We start from the raw sequence: 16,228 nt of genomic DNA on the forward strand, positions 1-16,228 counted from the left end.
CCAGAATGGCGCAAAAGATTATCCGTGTAGGCAATATCGAAATTGCCAACGACAAGCCAATGGTCTTGTTCGGTGGCATGAACGTGCTGGAAAGCCGTGATATGGCCATGCAGGTGTGTGAAGAGTACGTACGGGTTACCGAAAAGCTTGGTATCCCTTACGTGTTCAAGGCCAGTTTCGACAAGGCCAATCGCTCATCTGTCAGCTCTTACCGTGGCCCCGGCCTCGAAGAAGGCATGCGGATTTTTCAGGACATCAAGGCTACTTTCGGTGTGCCGCTGATCACTGACGTCCACGAGCCTGCGCAAGCAGCCGTGGTCGCTGAAGTCTGCGACATCATCCAGTTGCCGGCATTCCTGTCGCGTCAGACTGACCTGGTCGTGGCCATGGCCAAGACCGGCGCCGTGATCAACATCAAAAAAGCCCAGTTCCTGGCACCTCAGGAGATGAAACACATCCTGAGCAAATGCGAAGAAGCGGGCAATGATCAGTTGATCCTCTGCGAACGTGGCTCCAGCTTTGGCTACAACAACCTTGTTGTCGACATGCTGGGCTTCGGCATCATGAAGCAGTTCGAATACCCGGTGTTTTTCGACGTGACCCATGCGCTGCAAATGCCTGGCGGTCGCTCGGACTCTGCCGGTGGTCGTCGTGCCCAGGTGACCGATCTGGCCAAGGCTGGCATCAGCCAGAGCCTGGCAGGTCTGTTCCTGGAAGCACACCCGGATCCGGACAACGCCAAATGCGACGGCCCTTGCGCCTTGCGTCTGGACAAGCTGGAGCCATTCCTGGCCCAGTTGAAGTCGCTGGATGAGTTGGTTAAAAGTTTTCCGACAATAGAAACCGCGTAACCCCCGTTTCTCCGGTAAAGTACCGCACGATTTCTCGGGCCTCAGGGCCCGAGCCTTATCGCCCGCAAGGCTGCCCGCTATTTGACCCTTGCCGCCGATAACAATATTTCCCTCAGCTGCGTCGTTTTCGTCAACTTTGGAGTATTTACAACAATGGCAAAGATCGTCGACATCAAAGGTCGTGAAGTTCTCGACTCCCGTGGCAATCCCACTGTGGAAGCGGACGTGCTTCTCGACAACGGCATCATCGGCAGCGCTTGCGCGCCGTCCGGTGCTTCCACCGGTTCCCGTGAAGCGCTGGAACTGCGTGATGGCGACAAAAGCCGTTACCTGGGCAAAGGCGTGTTGAAAGCCGTTGCCAACATCAACGGCCCGATTCGTGACTTGCTGCTGGGTAAAGACCCGGTTGACCAAAAGGCGCTGGACCACGCGATGATCGCGCTGGACGGTACTGAGAACAAAGGCTCCCTGGGCGCCAACGCTATCCTGGCCGTGTCTTTGGCTGCTGCCAAAGCTGCTGCCCAGGACCAGGACCTGCCGCTGTACGCACACATCGCCAACCTGAACGGCACTCCGGGTGTTTACTCGATGCCGGTTCCGATGATGAACATCATCAACGGTGGCGAGCACGCCGATAACAACGTCGATATCCAAGAGTTCATGGTTCAGCCGGTTGGCGCCAAGACCTTTTCCGACGCGCTGCGCATGGGCACTGAAATCTTCCATCACCTCAAAGCAGTGCTCAAGGCCCGTGGCCTGAACACCGCAGTGGGCGACGAAGGTGGTTTCGCACCTAACCTGGCGTCCAACGAAGATGCATTGAAAGTGATCTCCGAAGCCATCGCCAACGCCGGTTACACCTTGGGCACCGACGTGACCCTGGCTCTGGACTGCGCGGCCAGCGAATTCTACGAAGACGGCAAGTACAACCTGTCGGGCGAAGGCCAGGTGTTCAGTTCCGAAGGTTTTGCTGAATACCTCAAAGGTCTGACCCAGCGCTATCCGATCATCTCGATCGAAGACGGCCTGGATGAGTCCGACTGGGATGGCTGGAAAATCCTGACCGACAAAATCGGTGAGAAGGTTCAGCTGGTAGGTGACGACCTGTTCGTAACCAACACCAAGATCCTGAAAGAAGGCATCGACAAGAGCATCGCTAACTCGATCCTGATCAAGTTCAACCAGATCGGCACCCTGACCGAAACCCTGGAAGCTATCCAGATGGCCAAGGCTGCTGGTTACACGGCTGTGATCTCGCACCGCTCCGGCGAAACCGAAGATTCCACCATTGCCGATCTGGCAGTGGGTACCGCCGCTGGCCAGATCAAGACCGGCTCGCTGTGCCGTTCCGATCGCGTTTCCAAGTACAACCAATTGCTGCGTATCGAAGAGCAACTGGGTGCAAAAGCCAAGTACAACGGTCGTGGCGAGTTTCGCGGCTGAGCACTTAATGGTAAAAAGTCAGCAGGTAGTGTCGGAAAATTCGCCAAGTCGGGTCTTTTGACACTAATCTGATGCTTCTGTATACAAGCCTGGTTCGTCCAGGCTTTGTACTATTCGTTGTTTACGTTTGTCGGCATGGCTGTCTTTTCACTGGATACCTGATATTCGATGCGCAGTCCCAATTGGTTGTTTCTCATCTTGCTCTTGCTGCTGGCAGGCCTGCAGTATCGACTGTGGGTGGGTAATGGCAGTTTGGCGCAGGTTACCGACCTGACCCAGCAAATCGCCGATCAGCGTGCTGAAAATGAAATTTTGCTGGAGCGTAACCGCGTGCTGGATGCGGAAGTACTTGAGCTGAAAAAAGGCATGGAGACCGTTGAAGAGCGTGCTCGCCATGAGTTGGGCATGATCAAAGAGGGTGAAACCCTCTATCAGTTGGCCCAATGAGTTTTTCATCACCGGCCTTCTGGGCCGTGATTCCTGCCGCGGGTGTGGGTGCCCGTATGGCCGCGGACCGTCCCAAGCAATATTTGCAGTTGGGCGGGCGCAGTATTCTGGAACACAGCATCAGCTGTTTTCTCGACCACCCCGGGCTCAAGGGGCTGGTGGTCAGTGTTGCTTTTGATGATCCCTTCTGGCCGTCCTTGTCGTGTGCTGCCGACCCCCGGGTTGTGCGGGTCGACGGCGGGCGCGAGCGTGCCGACTCAGTACTCAATGCGTTGTTGTACCTGCATGCGCAAGGCGCGGCAGACGATGACTGGGTAATGGTCCATGACGCCGCACGGCCGAACCTGTCTCAGGAAGACCTTAACAAACTGCTGTGTGAATTGGCGGACGATCCCGTAGGTGGTTTGTTGGCCGTTCCGGCACGGGACACCCTCAAACGGGTGGACAAGCAGGGGCGTGCGGTTGAAACCGTAGATCGCAGTTTGATCTGGCAGGCGTATACGCCGCAGATGTTCCGCCTTGGTGCATTGCATCGTGCGCTGGCAGACAGCCTTGTGGCGGATGCGACCATCACTGACGAGTCTTCGGCGATGGAATGGGCCGGTCTGGCGCCGCGCTTGATCGAAGGCCGCTCGGACAATATCAAGGTCACCCGCCCGGAAGACCTTGAGTGGTTGCGTTTGCGTTGGGCGAAACGCTGATCCCCTTGTAGTCGCTGACGAGGAATGAGGCTGCGAAAAGGGCCGAAGGGCCTTCAAAATGCTGGGGCCGCTGCGCAGCCCATCGCAGCCTCGTACCTCGTCAGCGACTACACAAGCAGCGGCTTACCCCTGATACTCCTCCCGTCTGGCCAACCCCTCCTTCAAGTAATCAACCAGTTTTCTGACCTTGGGCGACAAGTGCCGCTGTTGCGGGTACAGCGCCCATACGGCGGTGTTGGGTGGCTGGTGGGTGTCGAGTAACGACACCAGCGTCCCGGTCTTCAAGTGCTCCAGCACGTAATAGTCCGGCAACTGACAAATCCCTACACCCTGTAACGCAGCATCCAGCACCGCCTGCCCACTGTTGCATCGCCAGTTCCCCTGCACTCGTTGCGAAAATTCGCGGCCGTCCTGCTGCAGCTGCCATAGATCCGAACTGCCAATCAGACAATTGTGCCGGCTCAATTCCGACAGGCTGTGGGGGCGCCCGTAGCGCTCCAGATAGGAAGGTGAGGCGCACATATACATACGCCTGGGAGCAAGGCGCGTGGCTACCAGTCTTGAGTCTTGCAAGCGCCCCAGGCGGATCGCCAGATCAAGGCTTTCATGCACCAGGTCCAATGGCCGGTTGCTCAGCTCAATGTCCACCCGCAATTGCGGGTATAGCCCCATAAAGCGCGTGACCAGCGGTACGATAAAGCGTTCGCCATAGGCCACGGCACAGGTCATGCGCAACATGCCCTTGGGTTCGCTGGCCAGATCACCGATGGCACGCAGTGCTTCTTCGCGCCCGTCTTGCAGGCGCTGGCAATGCTGCAAAAAAGTCTGCCCGGCTTCGGTCAGCGTCACCTTGCGGGTACTGCGATAAAACAGACGGGTCTGCAATCGCTCTTCAAGGCGCGCCACCTGGCGGCTGATATGGGATGAAGAGACGCCCAGACGCTCGGCTGCCGCAGTGAATTGGCCGTATTCGGCCACGGCGACAAATTCGTCTATACCTTCCCAGCGGTTCTCATTCATGGTTGATTGTCCCTGCATGGCAATAATGTTTTGCTTTTGCCCGGATTATTAATCACTCAGCGCTGATTTACACTCGGCGTCTTGTTTTTACTTTGCTGGAGACGATCGATGATCAAGTCACGTGCCGCCGTTGCGTTCGAGGCCAAAAAGCCGCTGGAAATCGTGGAAGTAGACGTTGCCATGCCCAAGGCTGGCGAAGTACTGCTGCGGGTTGTGGCCTCGGGTGTTTGCCATACCGATGCCTACACCCTGTCGGGCGCTGACCCGGAAGGTATTTTCCCGTCGATCCTGGGCCATGAAGGCGGCGCCATCGTCGAAGCCATCGGTGAAGGCGTGACCTCGGTTGCGGTCGGCGATCATGTCATCCCGCTGTACACGCCTGAGTGCGGCAAGTGCAAATTCTGCCTGTCGGGCAAGACCAACCTGTGCCAGGCCATTCGCGCCACCCAGGGCAAAGGCTTGATGCCTGATGGCACTACGCGCTTCTCCTACAAAGGCCAGCCGATTTTCCACTACATGGGTACTTCGACCTTTTCGGAGTACACCGTGCTGCCGGAAATTTCGGTCGCGAAAATTCAGAAAGAAGCACCGCTTGAGAAGGTGTGCCTGCTGGGTTGCGGCGTGACCACCGGCATCGGTGCGGTGCTCAACACCGCCAAGGTCAAGCCGGGCGATACCGTGGCCATCTTCGGCCTGGGCGGGATTGGCCTGTCGGCGGTGATCGGTGCCGTAAAAGCCAAGGCTGCACGGATCATCGCCATCGACATCAACCCGGCCAAGTTTGAAATTGCTCGACAGTTGGGTGCTACTGATTGCGTGAACCCGAAAGATTTCGATCGTCCGATCCAGGAAGTGATCGTTGACATGACCGATGGTGGTGTTGATTTTTCCTTCGAGTGCATCGGCAATGTGCAGTTGATGCGTGCGGCGCTGGAATGCTGCCATAAGGGGTGGGGCGAATCGGTGATCATCGGCGTCGCCGGTGCCGGCCAGGAAATTTCCACTCGTCCGTTCCAGCTGGTGACCGGTCGCGTCTGGCGCGGTTCGGCGTTTGGTGGTGTGCGCGGTCGCAGCGAATTGCCGAGCTATGTCGATATGGCGCAAAGCGGCGAAATCCCGCTGGATACCTTCATCACCCACACCATGGGCCTGGAAGATATCAATAAGGCATTTGACCTGATGCATGAAGGCAAAAGCATTCGTACCGTCATCCATTTCTAACTGACTGCGGCAAGTCTGAACGCCACAAAACACCTGTGGGAGCGGGCTTGCTCGCGATTGCAGCTACCCGGTTTAACTGAAAGACCGAGTTGTCTGCATCGCGAGCAAGCCCGCTCCCACAGAGGTGGTGTTTTTCTTGCAGTCTGGAGCTGCCCATGACATTGGAAAATATCTCCTGCCAGAAAAGCTTTGGCGGCTGGCACAAGCGTTACAAGCATCGCTCGCACGTGCTGGGTTGTGACATGGTGTTTGCCGTGTACCTGCCGCCACAAGCGGAGCAGGGCGCAAAGCTGCCGGTGCTGTACTGGCTGTCGGGGTTGACCTGCACCGACGAGAACTTCATGCACAAGGCCGGGGCCATGAAAATGGCTGCTGAACTGGGGCTGATCATCGTTGCGCCGGACACCAGCCCCCGTGGTGAAGGGGTGCCGGATGACCCGCAAGGCGCCTGGGATTTTGGTCTGGGCGCGGGTTTTTACCTGAATGCTACTCAGGAGCCTTGGGCTCAGCATTATCGGATGCACGATTATGTCGTGCAGGAATTGCCCGAGCTGGTCGAGGCGCATTTTCCCGCGTCGCAAAAGCGTGGGATCAGCGGGCACTCGATGGGCGGGCATGGGGCGCTGGTGTGTGCGTTACGCAATCCCGGGCGCTATCAGTCGGTTTCGGCTTTTGCACCGATCAGCAATCCGATGGACTGCCCGTGGGGGCAAAAGGCCTTCTCCCAGTATTTGGGTGAAGAGCGTGCGCGCTGGCGCGAGTGGGACGCTTGCGTGCTGATCAGCGAAGCGCAGGAAAAACTGCCGCTACTGGTGGATCAGGGCGACCGCGATGATTTCCTGGCCGTGCAGCTCAAGCCCGAGGCGTTGCAGCAAGCCGCCAGGCTGGCTGATCACCCGCTGACACTGCGCATGCAGCCAGGCTACGACCATAGCTATTTCTTCATCGCCAGTTTTATTGACGATCACTTGCGTCACCACGCAAGCGCACTAAGTGCTTAATAGTAGGTAGAATCACGCCCTGACTTAATCGGGGCGTTTTTTTATGCGTATTGGCCACGGCTATGATGTGCACTGTTTCGCTGAAGGCGATTTCATTACGTTGGGCGGCGTGCGGATCTCCCACAAATTCGGGCTGTTGGCCCACTCTGATGGCGATGTGCTTTTGCACGCCCTGAGCGATGCCTTGCTGGGTGCTGCGGCCCTGGGCGACATCGGCAAGCATTTTCCGGACACCGATCCGACCTTCAAGGGCGCTGACAGTCGCGTCCTGTTGCGTCATGTCGTGGGTCTGATCCATGCCAAGGGCTGGAAAGTCGGCAATGTCGACAACACCATCATTGCCCAGGCGCCAAAAATGGCGCCGCATATTGAAACGATGCGTGCGCTGATTGCCGCGGATCTAGAGGTTGATTTGGACCAGGTAAACGTCAAGGCCACGACCACCGAGAAGCTGGGCTTCGTGGGGCGTGAAGAAGGGATCGCGGTGCACTCCATTGCGTTGTTGGTTCGCTCATGAACGAGTCCGATCTGCTGGGCCCGCTCGCTTATGGCGAGGCACTGGGCACGGCTGTGCTCAAGGCCACGGCTGAAGATTTTCAAGTCGACGAAGTACTCGATATACCGCTGTCCGGTGACGGCGAGCACCTGTGGTTGTGGGTCGAGAAGCGCGGTCTGAATACCGAGGAAGCTGCCCGGCGCATTGCCAAGGCAGCGGGCGTGCCTTTGCGCACCGTCAGTTATGCAGGCCTCAAGGACCGCCAGGCGTTAACCCGCCAATGGTTCAGCGTGCAGTTGCCGGGCAAGGCAGACCCTGATCTGTCGGGTGCTGAAAACGACACGCTGAAGATTCTCAAGACCTCGCGTCACAAGCGCAAATTGCAGCGTGGCGCCCATGCGGCTAACGGTTTCACCTTGCGCCTCACGCAACTGAATGCCGACAAGGACGCACTGGAGCAACGCCTGCAACTGATCACCAGGCAAGGTGTGCCGAACTATTTCGGTAGCCAGCGCTTTGGCTGGCAGGGTGGCAACCTGGGTGAGGCCCGCGACTATGCTGCGCGCAAGGCCCTGCCTGAGCAGCGCAATGTGCGCTCGCGGCTGCTCTCCACTGCGCGCAGTTATCTGTTCAACCAGGTGCTAGCCGCACGGGTGGCCGATGGCAGCTGGCAGCGGGCGCAAGTTGGCGATCTACTGGCTTTTACCGACAGCCGCAGTTTTTTCCCGGCGGGGGAGGCTGAATGCAGCGACCCGCGCCTGGCGATTCTCGATCTGCATCCCACCGGCCCGCAGTGGGGCGAGGGCGAATCACCGACCACTGGTGCCACCCATGCGCTGGAGCAGTCCATTGCAGAGCGTGAAGCCGACTTGCGTGACTGGCTGGTACGCGCCGGCATGAGCCATGAGCGGCGCATCCTGCGGCTGCCCATTGGCCGGTTGACGTGGCATTATCCGCAGCCTGACATTCTGCAACTGGAATTTGTTCTGCCGGCCGGATGCTTCGCCACTGTTCTGGTGCGCGAGCTTGTTGATCTGGTGAGCTTGGATCAAACGGATAGCTTATGCGTATTCTGATTTCAAACGATGACGGGGTTACCGCTCCGGGCCTGGCTGCGCTTTATGGCGCGCTGGCCGACTACGCCGAGTGCGTGGTGGTTGCCCCCGAGCAGGACAAAAGCGGCGCCAGCAGTTCGCTGACGCTGGATCGTCCCCTGCATCCTCATACCCTGGCCAATGGCTTTATCAGCATCAACGGTACGCCCACCGACTGTGTGCACCTGGGTATTCACGGTTTGCTGGAGCAGCAGCCGGACATGGTGGTGTCGGGCATCAACCTGGGTGCCAACCTGGGCGACGATGTACTGTATTCGGGCACTGTGGCGGCGGCACTTGAAGGGCGTTTTCTGGATCGGCCCTCTTTTGCCTTTTCGTTGGTGTCCCGCCAGGTGGACAACCTGCCGACAGCAGCGTTTTTTGCCCGCAAGCTGCTTGAAGCCCACGCATCGCTGGACTTGCCGCCGCGTACGGTCCTCAATGTGAATATTCCCAACCTGCCGCTCGACAAGATCCGCGGCATTCAACTGACCCGCCTCGGGCATCGGGCACGCGCTGCCGCGCCGGTGCGGGTGGTCGATCCGCGAGGCAAGGCCGGATACTGGATTGCGGCGGCAGGTGATGTTGAAGACGGCGGCCCGGGCACGGACTTCCATGCTGTGATGCAGGGCTATGTGTCGATTACGCCGCTGCAACTGGATCGCACCTTTGGTGATGGTTTCAAAAGCCTCAATGACTGGCTGGAGGGCATGGGCTGATGGCGCGCGAGCAGGATGGCATGATGCACCGCGGCATTGGCATGACCTCTGAGCGCACCCGCGAGCGGCTGATTCAGCGCCTGCGTGAAGAGGGCATCGTTAACCAGAACGTGCTCGAGGTCATTCGCCGCACGCCACGTCATCTGTTTGTGGATGAGGCCCTGGCGCACAGGGCGTACGAAGATACGGCGCTGCCGATCGGCAATAACCAGACCATCTCCCAGCCTTACATGGTGGCGCGCATGAGCGAGCTGCTGCTTGAGGACGGGCCGCTGGACAAGGTGATGGAGATCGGCACCGGTTCGGGTTACCAGACCGCCATACTCTCGCAGCTGGTCGAACGGATTTTTTCGGTAGAGCGCATCAAGGTGCTGCAGGACCGGGCCAAGGAGCGGTTGCTTGAGCTTAACCTGCGCAACGTGGTGTTCCGCTGGGGCGATGGTTGGGAGGGCTGGCCTGCGCTGGCGCCCTACAACGGCATTATCGTCACGGCCGTGGCCACGGATGTGCCGCAGGCACTGCTCGACCAGTTGGCCCCCGGCGGCCGCCTGGTGATCCCGGTGGGCGCGGGCGAGGTGCAGCAATTGATGTTGATCGTGCGCGAAGAGCACGGTTTCGCCCGGCGGGTGATAGGCAATGTGCGCTTTGTGCCGCTGCTCAACGGGCCGCTGGCCTGAGTCTTTGTTCGTCGCGGGTGAATTTTGGGCCGGGGTACGGGTCATAAAGCCCGTCACCCGGGCCCTGCCCAGTATTTGTGTATATTTTATACAGTGTGTTTATGAATCGGCTTTGCAGTCTGTAAAAGCCCTGTAGCCAGTTATACTTGCGCTAAACCATGGCCAGTACTGGCGTTTTACTATTTAGCCATCTTCAAAGGGAGCGGCGGGTGAGTCTCACAGTCATTGCGCAGCGTAAGAGCAGCAAAAGCTTTCAGAGACTGGTGGTCGGTCTATTTCTGAGTACCACACTGGCTTTGTTGGCGGCGTGCTCCAGCACCCCCAAAAATGGCGTGAATGTCGTCGACCGTAACGGCGTGGCCCAGCGCCCGGCCGTGACCACCGGCCAGTACGCGGTGCGTCGCGGAGATACCTTGTTCTCGATTGCTTTTCGCTACGGCTGGGACTGGAAGGCACTGGCTGCGCGAAACAATATCGGCGCACCGTTCACCATCGTCCCGGGCCAGGTGATTCGCTTTGACGGCCGCTCCGGCTCACAGCCAGCGGGCAGCACGACGACTGTCGTGTCATCTTCTTCGGGCAGTAAAACCACGGTTATCAAACGTTCTGCCGCCACCACAACAGCCCCGGCAGCTGTAGCACCGCTGCCGGCAGGCCCGGCTCCCAAGGGTTGGGGATGGCCTTCCAATGGAATTTTGATCGGAAAATTTTCTTCAAACGGTAGTTTGAATAAAGGTATTGATATCGCCGGCGATTTGGGACAGCCTGTTTTAGCTGCGTCTGATGGTTCGGTTGTATACGCTGGCAGTGGATTGAGGGGCTACGGCGAACTGATCATCATCAAACACAGTGATACCTACGTCAGTGCCTACGGTCATAACCGCAGGCTTTTGGTTCGGGAGGGGCAGCAGGTCAAGGTCGGACAGACAATTGCCGAAATGGGGTCAACTGGTACAGACCGGGTGAAACTTCACTTTGAGATTCGCCGCCAAGGTAAACCTGTAGATCCATTGCAATTCCTTCCTCGCCGTTGATCGGTTACCAGCCTGTTCCTGATGTGGATAAGGAACAGGCTCCAGCATTGCCAAGGATTAAGGCGAAGCTTGAGCTTGAGGTCGAACTCAACAAAGGACTATTGCAATGGCTCTCAACAAAGAAGCGCCGGGGTTTGACATCGACGATGAGGTGCTCCTTATGGACTCCAGCATCGATAGCGACTTGATGTCAGAAGAAGACGATTCGCCCCCTACAGCTAGAACCAAGTCCAAAAAAGCGACTGCTACAAAACAGCATAAATACATTGATTACACGCGGGCCCTTGATGCGACCCAGCTGTACCTCAATGAAATCGGCTTTTCCCCGTTACTCTCTCCGGCAGAAGAAGTTCACTTTGCGCGTTTGTCGCAAAGCGGCGACCCGGCCGGGCGCAAGCGCATGATTGAAAGCAACCTGCGTCTGGTGGTTAAAATCGCCCGACGCTATGTCAACCGTGGTTTGTCGCTGCTAGACCTGATCGAAGAGGGCAACCTGGGCCTGATCCGGGCTGTCGAGAAATTCGATCCCGAACGAGGGTTTCGCTTCTCGACATACGCCACCTGGTGGATCCGCCAAACGATAGAACGGGCGATCATGAACCAGACCCGCACCATCCGTTTGCCGATTCATGTTGTAAAAGAGCTTAACGTCTACCTGCGAGCAGCGCGCGAACTCACGCAAAAGCTCGATCACGAACCCTCCCCTGAAGAAATCGCCAATCTGCTCGAAAAACCCGTCGCCGAGGTCAAGCGCATGCTTGGGCTCAACGAGCGCGTGTCTTCGGTAGACGTGTCCTTGGGCCCGGACTCTGACAAAACCCTGCTTGATACCCTGACGGATGACAGGCCCACAGACCCTTGTGAGCTGCTTCAGGACGATGACTTGTCGCAAAGTATCGATCAGTGGTTGTCTGAGCTCACCGACAAGCAACGTGAAGTGGTGATTCGCCGTTTCGGGCTGCGTGGGCATGAGAGCAGTACCCTTGAAGATGTAGGGCTGGAAATCGGCCTGACCCGAGAGCGTGTGCGTCAGATCCAGGTTGAAGGGCTCAAGCGCTTGCGTGAGATCCTTGAGCGCAATGGTCTGTCGAGCGAGTCGCTGTTCCAGTAATCCGCAAGCAGCTGACTTAAAACCCCGAGCTATTCGGGGTTTTTTGTGGGCCATGTTTTTCAACGAATAGCCGGCGGTGTTGATTGCACCTCATTCAGCCATCGTCGGTGCATCCATTTGAACGAATTGTTTATCCGGTCGGCCCTGAAATGGAATGTCACGCAGGATATGGAGTATTACCTGTGGGCTGCTGTAAGCCTTTACTTACTTTTTGCGTAAGCCAAGGGCTTGCAAGAAAAGGGTAAATGCCTTTTTGTTGTCGCTTATATTTCTTAACTTATTGAAATTAAATGACTTTATAGTTTTCGATAAAAGTTGTGTGTAATAAAAAATCATAACTTCTGCGCTTGCAGCAATCCCATAAAACTCTAGTATTTGAACTGTATCGACGGATTGATACAGCGCTCACGGAAGAACGCAAACGGACATCGCGGGAAGCGATTCATCAGGATGATGAGAAGGAACAAAAGGGACTAGGGAAAAATGTGGGCGGGTCAAACCGCCCCTTTTTTTTGCCTTCAAAAAGGCCCCGGGCAGTAATATTCAAACGAATATAGCAAAACGCCCGAGGCCAATGGCCGCGGGCGTTTTGCATTGAGCAACAGGCAAGCCTGATTGTTCAGTCCTTACAGCACCGGATAGTCGATGTAGCCTACCGGGCCATTGCTGTAGAAGGTTTCCGGGTGCGCTTCATTGAGCGGTGCATCGGCCTTCAAACGTGCAGGCAGGTCAGGGTTGGCAATAAAAGGCACGCCAAATGCAACGGCATCCGCCTTGCCCGCTGCCAGCCAGGCATTGGCGCTGTCCTTGGTGAAGCTCTCGTTGACGATGTACGGGCCGCCGAAGGCTTGCTTGAGCTGCGGGCCGAGGCTGTCTGCAGCTTCATGCTCGCGTGCACAGATGTAGGCAATGCCACGCTTGCCCAGCTCGCGGGCGACATAACCGAAGGTTTCAGCCAGATTTTCATCACCCATGTCATGCAGATCGGCCCGTGGCGACAAATGCACGCCAACCCGGCCAGCGCCCCAGACTTCAATCGCGGCGTCGGTGACTTCCAGCAACAGGCGTGCGCGGTTCTCTACGCTGCCACCGTACTGGTCGGTACGCTTGTTGGTGCTGCTTTGCAGGAACTGGTCGAGCAGGTAACCATTCGCGCCATGAATCTCGACGCCGTCAAAACCGGCGGCCTTGGCGTTCTCGGCACCTGTGCGGTAGGCCTCGACAATATCGGCGATCTCGGCAGTTTCAAGTGCGCGGGGTACCGGGAAATCAACCTTGGGGCGTACCAGGCTGACATGGCCCTTGGCGGCAATGGCGCTAGGGGCAACCGGCGTTTCGCCGTTCAGGTACATCGGGTGCGAGATGCGGCCTACGTGCCACAACTGCAAGGCGATCCGGCCACCGGCCGCGTGTACGGCCTTGGTGATGTTGGTCCAGCCGCGTACCTGATCGTCGGCCCAGATGCCCGGGGTGTCAGGGTAGCCGACGCCCATTGGCGTGACCGACGTTGCCTCGCTCAGGATCAGGCCGGCAGAAGCGCGTTGAACGTAATATTCAGCCATCAGGGCGTTGGGTACACGACCTTCGCTGGCGCGGCAGCGGGTCAGCGGAGCCATGATGATGCGGTTGGGCAGCTCGAGGTCGCCCAGCTTGATCGGATCGAAAATCGTCGTCATGTATGCAGCCCTCTAAAGGATCAGTTAGTAGCAGTGGCCAGCTCGGAATTACCGTTCTGGCGGAAAGTAATCAGCGTCACCAGCAGGGCCAGTATTGCCAGCGCAGCGGCGGCCAGTGGCACGCTGGTGAGACCGAAGCCGTGGGCGATGACACTGCCGCCAACCCAGGCGCCGAGTGCATTGCCGACGTTGAATGCGCCGATATTCAGGGTCGAAACCAGGTTCGGTGCAGCCTTGCCAAAGGTCACGACATTGATTTGCAGCGCCGGTACGGCGGCAAACGAGGCGGCGGCCCAGAGGAACAGGGTGATTTCGGTAGGGATCACCGCGACGCTGGTCCAGGTCAGTACGGTGGACATCACGGCCATGGCGATAAACACACCGATCAGCGTTGCGGCCAGGCGTTTGTCGGCCAGCTTGCCGCCGATGATATTGCCCACGGTCAGGCCAAGGCCGATCAGCAGCAAGGTCCAGGTCACGCCGGTAGGCGATACGCCGGTGACATCACCGAGCAGAGGTGCCACATAGGTAAACAGGGTGAACATCGATGCCGAAAACAGCGCGGTCATGCTCAACGAAAGCCAGATGCCAGCACCCTTGAGGGCTGCCAGTTCGGCGCGCATGTCGAGTTTTTCCTCGTCACGCTTGGCTGGCAGAAAGCGGATCAGGCCGATCAATGCCACCACACCAATCACGGTGACGGCGAAAAACGTCGAGCGCCAACCTGCGGCCTGGCCCAGAGCGGTGCCCAGGGGGACGCCCAGTACGTTGGCCAGGGTCAGGCCGGTAAACATCAGAGCCACGGCAGATGCGCGCTTGTTGGCAGGCACCAGACCTGCAGCCACAACCGAACCAATACCGAAGAACGCACCGTGACACAGGGCAGTGACAACGCGGGCAAACATCAGCACGTTGTAATCACTGGCCAGGGCACAGAGCAGGTTGCCGATGATGAAAATCACCATTAACGCTACCAGGGCGGCCTTGCGCGGCAGCTTGGCCGTGGCCAGTGCCATGAACGGCGCACCGATGGCCACGCCCAGCGCGTAACCGGTCACCAGCCAGCCGGCACCGGGGATGGACACACCCAGGTCGGTCGCGACATCGGGCAGCAAGCCCATGATCACGAACTCGGTGGTCCCGATGGCGAAAGCGCTGAGCGCCAGAATGAGTAGCGAGAGTGGCATGGAAGTCCTTGTTAAAGCTCTTGGCTGATTTTTTCGAGGAAGACCTTGATGGTTTCCTCATTACGTTTGAAGAAGTGCCACTGGCCGTGCTTTTGGCTGGTAATAAGGCCTGCTCGCTGCAGCGTTGCCAGGTGGGCTGAGACCGTTGACTGCGACAGGCCGCAGAGTTGATCAAACTGCCCTGCGCACACGCCATGTTCGGTGGAGTGGATCTGGTCAGGGAACGACGCATCAGGGTTTTTCAGAGCGTTGAGAATTTCTCGGCGTACTGGGTGTGCCAGGGCTTTTATTATTTCGTCGAGGTCGATAGGCATGGTGGTCGTGCTCAGTGGGTACAACGTTATATCGCGATGAGGCGAACTTTAAATCGTAATATCGCGATATACAAATATGATTTTGATCTTAGATCTGCTCAAATCGATATATCGGGTTATAACGATATTGGTGTGGCAGTGCTAAACTGCGCCGATGAATTATCTCGCACATCTGCACCTGGGCGGACAACGCCCGGAAGAAATGCTGGGCAGCCTTTACGGCGATTTCGTCAAAGGGCGGCTGCACGGCCAATACAGCCCTGATATTGAACACGGTATTGCGCTGCACCGCAGCATTGATGTCTTTACTGACAACCACCCCTTGGTTGATCAGTCGTTGTCGCGCTTTGCCCATACTCGCCGGCGCTATGCTGGCATTGTCCTGGACGTGTTTTTCGACCATTGCCTGGCGCGGGATTGGGTGCAGTATGCCGAAGGGCCTCTGGAGCGTTTTACGTCGGACTTTTACCGGGTGCTGGTGGCCGAGCAGGAGCTGCCACGGCGTCTTGCCACTATTGCGCCGCATATGGCGGCGCATGACTGGTTGGGTTCGTACCGGGATTTTGCCGTACTGGAGCAAGTGTTCAACGGTATCGCCCGGCGCTTGTCGCGCCCCGAGGAACTGGCCGGAGCGATGCGGGATTTAAAGGCATTGTATGAACCGCTGAGTGAGGATTTTAGGGCGTTTTATCCGCAGTTGCAGGTGTATGCGGCGGGTTGTTACCGGAAGGGATATCTGTAGCAGCCTTCGCTTCTCGGCAACTGCTACAGAAATTATAAGCTCACTTTTTTCGGGATTTTTCGTACAGGCTTGTCAATTGCTGTGTGACGGTTGCGGCCTGCTTGATCTTGTTTGTTTAACTGATACGTTGAGTACATATCCGGCATTTGTGTCTAACTGAGACTATGGTTTCGACCTTACGTCGAGTCCCTTTTGGAAGGACCCAAAAGGAACCAAAAGGTCCTCGCCCCATCGTACGGCCTTCGCTGCGCTCAGGTTCCCTCGCTCCGGTCCTGCTCCGTGGGCACGCCGCCACGGGCCATCCATGGCCCATCGCGGCTCTCCCGGCATCCATGCCGGTCGACCCACTCCACAGAACCTCCTCTCGGCCTCCCGGGAGGGCTGGCAGATCAAAAACACTGCGCCCCGAGGCGGCCGACCGGCCGGCCTGTTCGGTTCGCGTGTACTGCGCAATCTCTGTAGATACTCTGTTGCAGGTCAAGCCCTATTGTGGG

General features: G+C 57.6%; 17 protein-coding genes. 13 read left to right on the forward strand and 4 right to left on the reverse strand.

Features of this window, described 5'->3' with window-relative positions:
• The first annotated feature begins 5 nt into the window (after positions 1–5).
• The 4 genes from kdsA (at position 6) to ispD (ending at position 3,442) form a co-directional block, all read left to right on the forward strand.
• On the forward strand, positions 6–851 hold the full coding sequence (gene kdsA / locus CJU81_RS02565) for a 3-deoxy-8-phosphooctulonate synthase (protein ID WP_095035385.1): 846 nt from the start codon (positions 6–8) through the stop codon (positions 849–851).
• A 153-nt stretch (positions 852–1,004) separates the two neighbouring features.
• Positions 1,005–2,294: a phosphopyruvate hydratase gene (eno, locus tag CJU81_RS02570; RefSeq protein WP_095001321.1), complete on the forward strand. Its 1,290-nt coding sequence runs from the start codon at positions 1,005–1,007 to the stop codon at positions 2,292–2,294.
• Between the two features lie 168 nt (positions 2,295–2,462).
• Positions 2,463–2,741, forward strand: a complete 279-nt coding sequence (gene ftsB / locus CJU81_RS02575) for a cell division protein FtsB (protein WP_016782000.1) — start codon at positions 2,463–2,465, stop codon at positions 2,739–2,741.
• The gene (gene ispD, locus CJU81_RS02580) at positions 2,738–3,442 is read left to right on the forward strand and encodes a 2-C-methyl-D-erythritol 4-phosphate cytidylyltransferase (RefSeq protein ID WP_095035386.1); all 705 of its coding nucleotides are present in this window, start codon (positions 2,738–2,740) and stop codon (positions 3,440–3,442) included. The genes ftsB and ispD overlap by 4 nt, the downstream gene beginning before the upstream one ends.
• Positions 3,443–3,565: 123 nt before the next feature.
• On the opposite strand, the gene CJU81_RS02585 is transcribed toward ispD, so the two are convergent.
• A complete protein-coding gene (locus tag CJU81_RS02585) occupies positions 3,566–4,462 on the reverse strand; it encodes a LysR substrate-binding domain-containing protein (RefSeq protein WP_095035387.1) in 897 nt (298 codons plus the stop codon).
• A gap of 108 nt (positions 4,463–4,570) precedes the next feature.
• On the opposite strand from CJU81_RS02585, the gene CJU81_RS02590 reads away from it, so the two are divergent.
• The 8 genes from CJU81_RS02590 to rpoS all read left to right on the forward strand — a co-directional run bounded on the left by CJU81_RS02590 (position 4,571) and on the right by rpoS (position 11,815).
• Positions 4,571–5,683, forward strand: a complete 1,113-nt coding sequence (locus CJU81_RS02590; RefSeq protein WP_095029934.1) for an S-(hydroxymethyl)glutathione dehydrogenase/class III alcohol dehydrogenase — start codon at positions 4,571–4,573, stop codon at positions 5,681–5,683.
• 155 nt (positions 5,684–5,838) lie between these two features.
• Positions 5,839–6,684, forward strand: coding sequence for an S-formylglutathione hydrolase (gene fghA / locus CJU81_RS02595; protein ID WP_095035388.1), 846 nt, complete (start codon positions 5,839–5,841; stop codon positions 6,682–6,684).
• Positions 6,685–6,727: 43 nt separating this feature from the next.
• Entirely contained in the window at positions 6,728–7,201 is a 474-nt protein-coding gene (ispF, locus tag CJU81_RS02600) for a 2-C-methyl-D-erythritol 2,4-cyclodiphosphate synthase (protein WP_095001325.1), read from the forward strand.
• The gene (gene truD, locus CJU81_RS02605) at positions 7,198–8,256 is read left to right on the forward strand and encodes a tRNA pseudouridine(13) synthase TruD (RefSeq protein ID WP_095035389.1); all 1,059 of its coding nucleotides are present in this window, start codon (positions 7,198–7,200) and stop codon (positions 8,254–8,256) included. The genes ispF and truD overlap by 4 nt, the downstream gene beginning before the upstream one ends.
• Complete coding sequence (gene surE, locus CJU81_RS02610; protein ID WP_095029931.1) at positions 8,244–8,993, forward strand: 5'/3'-nucleotidase SurE; 750 nt, start codon at positions 8,244–8,246, stop codon at positions 8,991–8,993. Before truD ends, surE begins: the two co-directional genes overlap by 13 nt.
• A gap of 41 nt (positions 8,994–9,034) precedes the next feature.
• Complete coding sequence (locus CJU81_RS02615; RefSeq protein WP_176464677.1) at positions 9,035–9,670, forward strand: protein-L-isoaspartate(D-aspartate) O-methyltransferase; 636 nt, start codon at positions 9,035–9,037, stop codon at positions 9,668–9,670.
• A 209-nt stretch (positions 9,671–9,879) separates the two neighbouring features.
• Positions 9,880–10,704, forward strand: coding sequence for a peptidoglycan DD-metalloendopeptidase family protein (locus CJU81_RS02620; protein WP_095029929.1), 825 nt, complete (start codon positions 9,880–9,882; stop codon positions 10,702–10,704).
• A gap of 106 nt (positions 10,705–10,810) precedes the next feature.
• Positions 10,811–11,815 (forward strand): RNA polymerase sigma factor RpoS, encoded by a 1,005-nt coding sequence (rpoS, locus tag CJU81_RS02625; protein ID WP_095035390.1) that lies wholly within the window; start codon positions 10,811–10,813, stop codon positions 11,813–11,815.
• Positions 11,816–12,441: 626 nt separating this feature from the next.
• On the opposite strand, the gene CJU81_RS02630 is transcribed toward rpoS, so the two are convergent.
• From CJU81_RS02630 to CJU81_RS02640, 3 genes are read right to left on the reverse strand one after another with little or no spacing between them, the layout of a single operon-like run.
• Positions 12,442–13,491 carry an alkene reductase gene (locus CJU81_RS02630; RefSeq protein ID WP_095035391.1) on the reverse strand — a complete coding sequence of 350 codons (1,050 nt, stop codon included), beginning with the start codon at positions 13,489–13,491 and terminating at the stop codon, positions 12,442–12,444.
• Between the two features lie 20 nt (positions 13,492–13,511).
• Entirely contained in the window at positions 13,512–14,678 is a 1,167-nt protein-coding gene (locus tag CJU81_RS02635; RefSeq protein WP_088378003.1) for an MFS transporter, read from the reverse strand.
• Between the two features lie 11 nt (positions 14,679–14,689).
• On the reverse strand, positions 14,690–14,992 hold the full coding sequence (locus tag CJU81_RS02640; RefSeq protein ID WP_019822239.1) for an ArsR/SmtB family transcription factor: 303 nt from the start codon (positions 14,990–14,992) through the stop codon (positions 14,690–14,692).
• A gap of 154 nt (positions 14,993–15,146) precedes the next feature.
• On the opposite strand from CJU81_RS02640, the gene CJU81_RS02645 reads away from it, so the two are divergent.
• Positions 15,147–15,734, forward strand: coding sequence for an ACP phosphodiesterase (locus CJU81_RS02645; protein WP_095035392.1), 588 nt, complete (start codon positions 15,147–15,149; stop codon positions 15,732–15,734).
• Positions 15,735–16,228: the final 494 nt, after the last annotated feature.

The sequence above is a fragment of the Pseudomonas fragi genome (genome assembly GCF_002269505.1).
Lineage (GTDB): Bacteria > Pseudomonadota > Gammaproteobacteria > Pseudomonadales > Pseudomonadaceae > Aquipseudomonas > Aquipseudomonas fragi_D.

What these genes read in the sequence shown, in the direction of transcription:
- ispD (WP_095035386.1), top strand. Translation starts at nt 2,738, where the DNA reads ATGAGTTTTTCATCACCGGCCTTCTGGGCCGTGATTCCTGCCGCGGGT.
- fghA (WP_095035388.1), top strand. Translation starts at nt 5,839, where the DNA reads ATGACATTGGAAAATATCTCCTGCCAGAAAAGCTTTGGCGGCTGGCAC.
- surE (WP_095029931.1), top strand. Translation starts at nt 8,244, where the DNA reads ATGCGTATTCTGATTTCAAACGATGACGGGGTTACCGCTCCGGGCCTG.
- CJU81_RS02635 (WP_088378003.1), bottom strand. Translation starts at nt 14,678, where the DNA reads ATGCCACTCTCGCTACTCATTCTGGCGCTCAGCGCTTTCGCCATCGGG.
- truD (WP_095035389.1), top strand. Translation starts at nt 7,198, where the DNA reads ATGAACGAGTCCGATCTGCTGGGCCCGCTCGCTTATGGCGAGGCACTG.
- CJU81_RS02640 (WP_019822239.1), bottom strand. Translation starts at nt 14,992, where the DNA reads ATGCCTATCGACCTCGACGAAATAATAAAAGCCCTGGCACACCCAGTA.
- ispF (WP_095001325.1), top strand. Translation starts at nt 6,728, where the DNA reads ATGCGTATTGGCCACGGCTATGATGTGCACTGTTTCGCTGAAGGCGAT.
- CJU81_RS02615 (WP_176464677.1), top strand. Translation starts at nt 9,035, where the DNA reads ATGACCTCTGAGCGCACCCGCGAGCGGCTGATTCAGCGCCTGCGTGAA.
- CJU81_RS02645 (WP_095035392.1), top strand. Translation starts at nt 15,147, where the DNA reads ATGAATTATCTCGCACATCTGCACCTGGGCGGACAACGCCCGGAAGAA.
- CJU81_RS02585 (WP_095035387.1), bottom strand. Translation starts at nt 4,462, where the DNA reads ATGAATGAGAACCGCTGGGAAGGTATAGACGAATTTGTCGCCGTGGCC.
- ftsB (WP_016782000.1), top strand. Translation starts at nt 2,463, where the DNA reads ATGCGCAGTCCCAATTGGTTGTTTCTCATCTTGCTCTTGCTGCTGGCA.
- kdsA (WP_095035385.1), top strand. Translation starts at nt 6, where the DNA reads ATGGCGCAAAAGATTATCCGTGTAGGCAATATCGAAATTGCCAACGAC.
- eno (WP_095001321.1), top strand. Translation starts at nt 1,005, where the DNA reads ATGGCAAAGATCGTCGACATCAAAGGTCGTGAAGTTCTCGACTCCCGT.
- CJU81_RS02590 (WP_095029934.1), top strand. Translation starts at nt 4,571, where the DNA reads ATGATCAAGTCACGTGCCGCCGTTGCGTTCGAGGCCAAAAAGCCGCTG.
- CJU81_RS02630 (WP_095035391.1), bottom strand. Translation starts at nt 13,491, where the DNA reads ATGACGACGATTTTCGATCCGATCAAGCTGGGCGACCTCGAGCTGCCC.
- rpoS (WP_095035390.1), top strand. Translation starts at nt 10,811, where the DNA reads ATGGCTCTCAACAAAGAAGCGCCGGGGTTTGACATCGACGATGAGGTG.